This window comes from Cytophagia bacterium CHB2 (genome assembly GCA_030263535.1).
Taxonomy (GTDB): Bacteria; Zhuqueibacterota; Zhuqueibacteria; order Zhuqueibacterales; family Zhuqueibacteraceae; genus Coneutiohabitans.
In genome coordinates, this window is the sequence record SZPB01000026.1 from 21281 (window position 1) to 28823 (window position 7543).

The following is a 7543-nucleotide window of genomic DNA, read 5'->3' on the forward strand; positions in this document are numbered from 1 at the left end:
CTCCTTTGTTTGGAAAAAATCAAATGCCTGTTTTTGAATCTATTAAACTTTTTGGCCGAATTCTTTAAATCGTAGCAGGCATTGCAAGGCGCTTGCGCAATTCTTCCCGAAATAATTTTTCATCATCAACGCTTAAACCGATTTGACGCACTTCGCGTTTGATGCCAAATAATCCCGATACCATCACTTGCTGTTTGCATTGAATAACGAAACGCGGATCGCCAAAAACTGTTAAGCGCAAGTAATCAGCGGCTTTTTTTTCACGCGGGCTGAAATTTTGAATGTCAATAATTTCAGCGAGCGGAATGACAGCCCGCCAGCGCAAACCGATGCGAAGATACAAAAATTCCCGAGTGAGAACAATCGGATGAAGCCGCATGGCGTGATAATCCCCGAGCAGCCAGAATGCGCTATAGATGCTAAGCCCGGTAAAAATCCACGCGGCGAGTGCGCTCCAGCGCTGCAACAGCAGGTGTAAGGCCGTCGTTTCCGTGATCAAAGCCAGCAGCACAACGCCGGCAATGGCGGCATAGCCGCTTCTACGGTGATACGAAAATGGGAGGTGGCCGGGATCGGAGCTTGAAAACTTCTTGAACCAGCCGGCAAAAGCAAAGTACAGAAGTGAGAATTCCGTCAGGATAAATCCAAGTCCCGGCACATTGCCGAGCGCCTGCTTGACACTGGCGGTGAGGGCGTCCGTGACATAAATCTCGCTTCGTTTCGCTTCGTGAAAGCTGTGCGCAATCTTCCGAATTTTGCTGAAGACAAACCCCAGAACGATCAGCTCAAGCACGGGAATGAGGTTTTTGAGCCAATCGAGATAGGTTTGCTGAGACGAGGGCAGGACGAAACCGGCAATGATCAACGATAGAATAATAACCGGAATGAGAGTGATGGCCGGCGCTTGTTTTTTGCGGACGAGTAAAAAATAATACAGCGCCGGAATGCCTAGGGCAAAATCGAGTGTGAGGGCGAGAGAGATGACATCTGGGTTTTCTGCAAAATAAATCGAGTTGACAATCCCCAGTTCGACGATAAAAATTGCCAGTGCAAACGAAACAAAAAACGCCCAATAAGCGTTCAGCGGCAGTTTCATTCGAATAGTCATGATTTTCCTTGGCGTGAAATTTTGGGTTAATCGAATTCCCGCAACATTCAGAGGTTTGCCTCGCTAATGTGAATCAACAGCAGTATCCCCGTGCCGAAGATCATCATAAAACGGGCCTTCCCATAACTTCCATCAAAGCAGCAGGCTTTTCAGCCAATTTCGCCGGACACGTTTGCGGCTATCCGACAGAAAAAGAAAAAATTCACGCAAAGCCGCCAAGGCCCCAAGGCGCAGAGAAAACGCAAAGTTTTTCAGAGCAGATCTATTGCGCGTTGATTGCAAGTAGTCAAACGCCGCAGGCGTGAAATGTTAATAGGCTCGGTTACATTTTTAAGATCAAAACTCTGATAGGAGTGGCATGTGCAGGACTAAGATTGCATGTCACCACTACGCGGTTTTTGATGAATTTGATGCAGCAACTATAAACATTCCATCCCTGACGGGGTTGGCAAAAGAAACTCTTTGCGCATTCTCGGCGGCTCTTTGTTTTTGCATGATTAGCTTTGCTTTTGTTTCAACTTGTGCCTTACCACACTACCACGTCGCAAACGCCGAATCTCATCATCGGTGAATCAGCCGGTCCGCCAACTCGCGCACCACCGGCTTGTCTTTCGTGCTGTGGCTGAGGAAGACGTCGTATTTGAAATCGTCAGGCATGGTTTTTGATTTTTGTAGTCGCGACCCCTTGTGGGTCGATGTTTGAAAACGAAACTGGTTGCTTGCAAAATCCGCCCACAAGGGGCGGGGGCTACGAAACGTTGTATTTGAAATCGTTGGGCATGTTGTTTTTGGCTTTTGTAGTCACGCCCGCTTGTGGGGCGATGGTGAAAAACGAAACTCATTGCACGCTACATTCGCCCACAAAGGGGCGAGGACTACTTTATATTGAAAATCGTCGAGCATCATTTGCCTCCCGCCCCAAGCTGCTTCACTCTGGTATCGTCCGTGAGCAGTTTCATTTGCTGAATGGCGATCTGATTCAATTTGCGCAACCGTTCCGCTTGCGGTGTCTTTTCTTGAATGAACAGGGCATTCAGATTCTCCAAATTGGAGAGACACACAAGCTGCGACACATTGGCGTAATCGCGAATATTGCCCTTCTCACCCGGATGGCTGTCGCGCCATTGCTTCGCGGTCATGCCGAAGAGCGCCATATTTAAAACATCCGCCTCCGAAGCGTAGATCAAGTTGATCTGGTGTGGCGTCAATTCCGGCGGAATTAGGTTCTCTTTGATGGCGTCGGTGTGAATGCGATAATTGATTTTAGCAAGATTGCGCCGGATGTCCCAGCCGAGCTGCTTCAACTCCTCTTCTTTCAGGCGTTGGAATTCTTTGATCAAATAAAGCTTGAATTCCACTGAAATCCAAGACGCAAACTCGAAAGCGATATCTTTGTGAGCGTAGGTGCCGCCGTAACGGCCCGGTTTGGATATGATACCAATTGCGTTTGTTTTTTCAATCCATTGGCTTGGGGTTAACGTAAAGCTGTTAAGTCCGGCTTGTTTTCTAAACCCGTCGAATTCGACGGGTTTAAAATCAGGGTTGTTCAACTGCTCCCAGATTCCTAAAAATTCAATGGTATTCCTGTTCCGCAGCCAGTTTCTGATTAAATCATCAGTTCTGTCTGAATTTTTGAATCTCGCAATATCCGTGATGCAGATATAATCAATCATCTTCCTTTTGCCGGAAGATGGCGATATCCCGGCCTTTCACACTGATCTTTGCCATTTGTATTTTTCTCCTTTCGAGCCGAACACATTCGCCGACATGCAGAGCACGAGCACGCAAGTGTTTTGCGACGCTTCTCGACCCTCTCCCTGGGGGGAGGGGAGTGGCTCTCGTAAACCACACGCGCAGTTTATCTTCTTTCAGCCGGTTTGCCAGCACCCGCATTACCGGTTTGTCCTTCGCGCTGTGGCTGAGGAAGACGTCGAATTTGAAATCGTTGGGCATGTTATTTTGTGTCGCGATCCCTTGCGGGTCGATGTTGGAAAACTCAACTCCTGTCATGTCACAACCGCCCACGAGGGGCGGCGGCTACGAAATGTCGTATTTGAATTCGTTGAAGTGAGAAATCGAGCGTGGAATTTCGCCCGGGAGAGAGCCCCGCAATTTTAGCCCTCAACGCCGCCTCATGCCGTCACGCCCGCCGGTTTGCCGTTTTTGCGCGGCATCACCAAAATCAAATAGCCGTAATCCTGCAAAATGTCCGTGGACAATTGGCTGGTGAATTCCGAAAGCTCAAGCTCACGGTCTTCATCATCGGGCGCAGTGACGTTGATCAACAAGTCTGCAGGATCTTCCGGACTTTCGGTTACATTTATTAATTCAACTTCGGGATATTGTTCTTTGACGGCCTGCAATAGTCTGTCGATGAGTTCTTGCTGCTTGAAATTGATCATGGTTACAACTCCTTCGCTATGGTGGTCACGAAATCTTCCACCTTGGCAACCTGCCGTGATGCGGCTTTCTTGCTGATGGGTTCATCCGAATAAAATGCTCTGATTCGAATTCTTATCATCTCAACAAAATATGAACCCAATCTGCTGGGATAGATTTTTCGTCGCTTGATTAACTCGGAGTTGAAAGTAGATTGCGTCCATTTGTGTTCGGGTTTTGAACTGGTGATTCCCGTAACCGCCAGCGCTGAGATTGCCGCCTGAAAAGCGGCATAATACGCGCGGTTGGCCGAGGCGTCGTAGTAGCCGTTTTCAAAGCAGTATTTTGCCAGAGCGAGATTGTCTTGCGCCTTCTTCAAAAAGCCGACAGCATTGCCTCATAGTTTTGATTGAACTCTTCGTGCCACCGTAGATAATCGGCATGCACACGCGCGACGTTTTCATCCAGATTTTCGGGCGTCCAATCGCGCGTATCCACGGCGGGATTGAAACGCAGCAGCACGGTGCCGCGGCGCACTTGCAGCGATTTTCCCGGACACAACCGCCGCGCACCGCCAAAATAAATCGGCACGATGGGATATTGCAGATCCATCGCCATGCGAAACGCGCCCTTTTTAAACGGCCCGATTTGGCCGTGTTCCATGCGTGTGCCCTCCGGCATCAGAAACAGCGAGAGGCGTTGCCGGCGAATGCGCGCGTAAGCGCGGTTGAGCGTGGCAATGGCGCGCTCGGAGTCCTGGCGTTTGATAAAGATCTGGCCGGTGAGCAGTCCCATAATCGCAAACGGCGGGTTATAGAGAAATTCATGTTTCGCCACGAAACGCACCGCCGGCAATTGCATGGTCAGAATCAAAAAAATATCCAGCGTCGAACTGTGATTGCCGATGTAAATCGCGGGATGTGGCGTGGGTTTTTGCAGATATTCGAACTTGATTTTGACCCCGGCACAAAACAAGACGAAGCGTCCCATCCAGCCGCCGAATTTCGAGACGAGAAAATTTTTTGCCTGCCCGAGCGTCAGTATGCTGACGGCGATGATGACAAGCATGCCGGTGATCAGCGCCAGCAGCGTCATGACGGTCAAATAAGCGGTGCGCAGCCCGCTGACAGAATTGTTTTCGATGATGCGTCTCCTGGCGTGGAATCGTGCAAACGGTTTGGCGTCGATCAATCAGCTTTTCATGTTGACGTACTGCAACGGAACTTTTACATTGCTTTCGCGCGCGAGTTTGATGACGGCCTGAAGATCATCGATTTTTTTGCCGGTAACACGCACTTGCTCGTCTTGGATCGCGGCCTGCACTTTGAGTTTGCTATCTTTGATCAGTTTGACGATCTCGCGCGCGGTGTCTTTATCCAGGCCTTTTTTGATTTTGATCTCGACTTTGACGGTTTTGCCCTGTCCGGGTTCGACTTCGCCGAACTCCACAGCGCGCGGGTCGATTTTGCGCTTGGCCAGATGAATCGACAGAATTTCGCGCACCGCGCGCGCCTTCATCTCGTCTTCCGTGTGCAGTTCGATCTTCATTTCTTTTTTGTTGAGTTCGAGCGTGGTGTGGGAGCCGCGAAAGTCGTAGCGCGTCGCCAATTCTTTTTTGGTATTGTTGAGCGCGTTGTCGACTTCCTGCAAATCCACGTCGCTGACAATGTCAAACGATGGCATGGCTTTTTCCTGCTGAATTTGGTGGTCGCCCTTGAAATCCAGGCGGTAATTCGATAAATTGTCGCGTTAATGTACGGCCAGCTTGACTGATTCGCAAGGGCTTTTTCGACGGCGGTTTGCTGTGAATCGTGTTTTGATCAAGCAATCGGAGAAAAGTTTCTTAAGTCGCGAGGGAGAACATATGTTTGAAACCCAAATTTCCGCTTTTAAGCAACGCATTGCAGAGTACCGAAAAAAATCAGACGAATATTATCAAAAAAAATTACAACAAGGCCGGCAACTCAAGGAAAAAGGCGAAGCGACCTACCGGCGCTACGAAAAATATATCCCGGTCATCGCATTCGTCGCGGGTTTCTTATACGATTCACTCACTCTCACGCGCATCGATGCCTGGATCGACAATGTCATCCTGCTGGTTTATACGCTGCTCGCCGGCGTGCTGCTCATCATTCTCGGGCGGGTGGAACGCGGCCAGTTGCGCGCGCCCTGGCTCAGCGCCCGCCTGGAATGGGTTACGTTCGCGCTGCATTTTTTGTTCGGCAGCTTGTTGTCGAGTTATGTTGTGTTCTACTTCAAAAGCGCGGCGGTGGCGGACGCATATTTGTTCATCGGTCTGCTGGTGGCCTTGATGCTGGCCAATGAATTTTTCGCGCACCGCTTCCAAAGCGTGCGCACGCTGGGCGCGATTTATTTTTTCTGTAGTTTTGCTTTTCTCACGTTTTTTCTGCCGGTGGTGACGCGCGTCATGAATGCCTTCATGTTTTTGCTCAGCGGCGTGCTGAGCCTGCTGCTGATGGCGGGCATCTGGTTTGCGATTTACGGCAAAGACATGGCGGGCTTCAAACGGGATCTCCGCACATTGCTCAAAACGCCGTTGGTGATTTTTGCGGTGCAGATCATTTTTTATTTTTTCAATTGGATGCCGCCGGTGCCGCTTGCCTTAAAAGACGGAGGCATCTATCGCAGTGTGCGCCGGGTTGACGAACGCTATGAAGTCAAATATACCCAGCCGCGCTGGTGGCAATTCTACAAAGACGACGATCGTAATTTTGCCTACTCGCCCGGCGATTCGATTTATTGTTTTGCCGCCATTTTTGCGCCCACGGATTTGAAACAGCGCATCGTGCATCATTGGCAAAAGAAAAACGAGGAGGGCGATTGGGTCACGCGCGATCAAATTGCCTACACCGCGCGCGGCGGCCGCGATGGCGGCTGGCGCTGGTTCACGCGCAAGCGCAACGCCGAACCGGGCAAGTGGCGCGTCGAAGTCCGCACCGAAAGCGGGCGCCTGCTCGGACGCATCTCCTTGAACATTTATGAAGCCTCGGAGAAACCAACTGATTTTAAGGTTGACCATTTGTAACCGGCCTTGACTTTGGACGTCTATTTTCGCTACCTTCGCCGCTGCATTTGCAAATGATCTCAAGGACGATAAATGAAACGTATTGCGGTTTTAACCAGCGGGGGTGACGCGCCGGGCATGAACGCCGCCATTCGCGCCGTGGTGCGCACCGGGGTGGACAAGGGCTGGCAGGTTTTCGGTGTGCGCCACGGCTATGCCGGCTTGATTGACGATAATTTCGTGGCGCTCGGCGCGCGCGATGTTGGCGGCATATTGCAGCGCGGTGGAACCATTTTAGGAAGCGCACGCTGTCCGGAATTCCGCACCGACGAAGGCCGCATGAAGGCATTGCGCACGCTGCGCCAGCGCCAAATTGACGGCTTGGTGGTAATTGGCGGCAACGGCTCGCAAACCGGCGCACACGCGTTGTCGCAAACCGGTTTTGCCGTCGTTGGTGTGGCGTCGACGATTGACAATGATCTTTATGGCTCTGAAATCACCATCGGCGTTGACACGGCGCTCAACATCGCGCTGGAATCGATCGATCGTCTCAAAGTCACAGCCTCGTCGCATCAACGTGCGTTCCTCGTGGAGGTGATGGGCCGTGATTGCGGCTATCTTGCCTTGATGGCCGGCATCGCCGGCGGCGCAGAGGCGATCATCGTTCCGGAAGTGGAGGCCGATCCTGAAATCGTGGCGGCGGATTTGCGCGCGGCTTACGAACGCGGCAAAGCGCATGCGCTGGTTGTGGTTGCGGAAGGCGCAAAATACAACGCCGAGGCCATGGCGCATTATTTTGCTGATCATAAAAAGACGCTCGGCTTTGATTTGCGTGTTACCACGATCGGACATGTGCAGCGCGGCGGCGTGCCCGGCGCATACGATCGTTTGCTGGCAACCCGGCTGGGCGCAGAAGCAACCGAGCAGCTTGCACAGGGCACACACGGCGTGTTGGTGGGCATGCTCAAAAATGAAATCGCGACGACGCCGCTGGCTGAAGTCGTTGCAAACAAGAAGAATCTCGATCTGAG

Annotated in this window: 10 protein-coding genes; 3 read left to right on the plus strand and 7 right to left on the minus strand. The window is 51.3% G+C overall.

Translation table 11 applies throughout. From position 1 onward, the window contains the following. Positions 1-64: 64 nt before the first annotated feature. On the minus strand, positions 65-1108 hold the full coding sequence (locus tag FBQ85_04695; GenBank protein MDL1874456.1) for a hypothetical protein: 1044 nt from the start codon (positions 1106-1108) through the stop codon (positions 65-67). Positions 1109-1176: 68 nt separating this feature from the next. Between FBQ85_04695 and FBQ85_04700 the strand changes: the two genes are divergently transcribed. After that, positions 1177-1413 carry a hypothetical protein gene (locus FBQ85_04700; protein ID MDL1874457.1) on the plus strand — a complete coding sequence of 79 codons (237 nt, stop codon included), beginning with the start codon at positions 1177-1179 and terminating at the stop codon, positions 1411-1413. A 597-nt stretch (positions 1414-2010) separates the two neighbouring features. Here FBQ85_04700 and FBQ85_04705 read toward each other — a convergent pair. The 6 genes from FBQ85_04705 to FBQ85_04730 all read right to left on the minus strand — a co-directional run bounded on the left by FBQ85_04705 (position 2011) and on the right by FBQ85_04730 (position 5170). Then, positions 2011-2781, minus strand: a complete 771-nt coding sequence (locus FBQ85_04705) for a KilA-N domain-containing protein (GenBank protein MDL1874458.1) — start codon at positions 2779-2781, stop codon at positions 2011-2013. Next, a complete protein-coding gene (locus tag FBQ85_04710; protein ID MDL1874459.1) occupies positions 2774-3118 on the minus strand; it encodes a hypothetical protein in 345 nt (114 codons plus the stop codon). The genes FBQ85_04705 and FBQ85_04710 overlap by 8 nt, the downstream gene beginning before the upstream one ends. A gap of 122 nt (positions 3119-3240) precedes the next feature. Further along, complete coding sequence (locus tag FBQ85_04715; GenBank protein MDL1874460.1) at positions 3241-3510, minus strand: hypothetical protein; 270 nt, start codon at positions 3508-3510, stop codon at positions 3241-3243. 2 nt (positions 3511-3512) lie between these two features. Beyond that, positions 3513-3866 (minus strand): HEPN domain-containing protein, encoded by a 354-nt coding sequence (locus FBQ85_04720; protein ID MDL1874461.1) that lies wholly within the window; start codon positions 3864-3866, stop codon positions 3513-3515. After that, on the minus strand, positions 3863-4678 hold the full coding sequence (locus FBQ85_04725) for a 1-acyl-sn-glycerol-3-phosphate acyltransferase (protein MDL1874462.1): 816 nt from the start codon (positions 4676-4678) through the stop codon (positions 3863-3865). The genes FBQ85_04720 and FBQ85_04725 overlap by 4 nt, the downstream gene beginning before the upstream one ends. After that, the gene (locus FBQ85_04730; GenBank protein MDL1874463.1) at positions 4679-5170 is read right to left on the minus strand and encodes a YajQ family cyclic di-GMP-binding protein; all 492 of its coding nucleotides are present in this window, start codon (positions 5168-5170) and stop codon (positions 4679-4681) included. It lies immediately after the preceding gene. 181 nt (positions 5171-5351) lie between these two features. Here FBQ85_04730 and FBQ85_04735 point away from each other — a divergent pair, with 181 nt between their 5' ends. Beyond that, entirely contained in the window at positions 5352-6533 is a 1182-nt protein-coding gene (locus FBQ85_04735) for a DUF2914 domain-containing protein (GenBank protein MDL1874464.1), read from the plus strand. Positions 6534-6605: 72 nt separating this feature from the next. Then, positions 6606-7543: 6-phosphofructokinase (pfkA, locus tag FBQ85_04740; protein MDL1874465.1), on the plus strand; the 938-nt coding region annotated here is incomplete at its 3' end.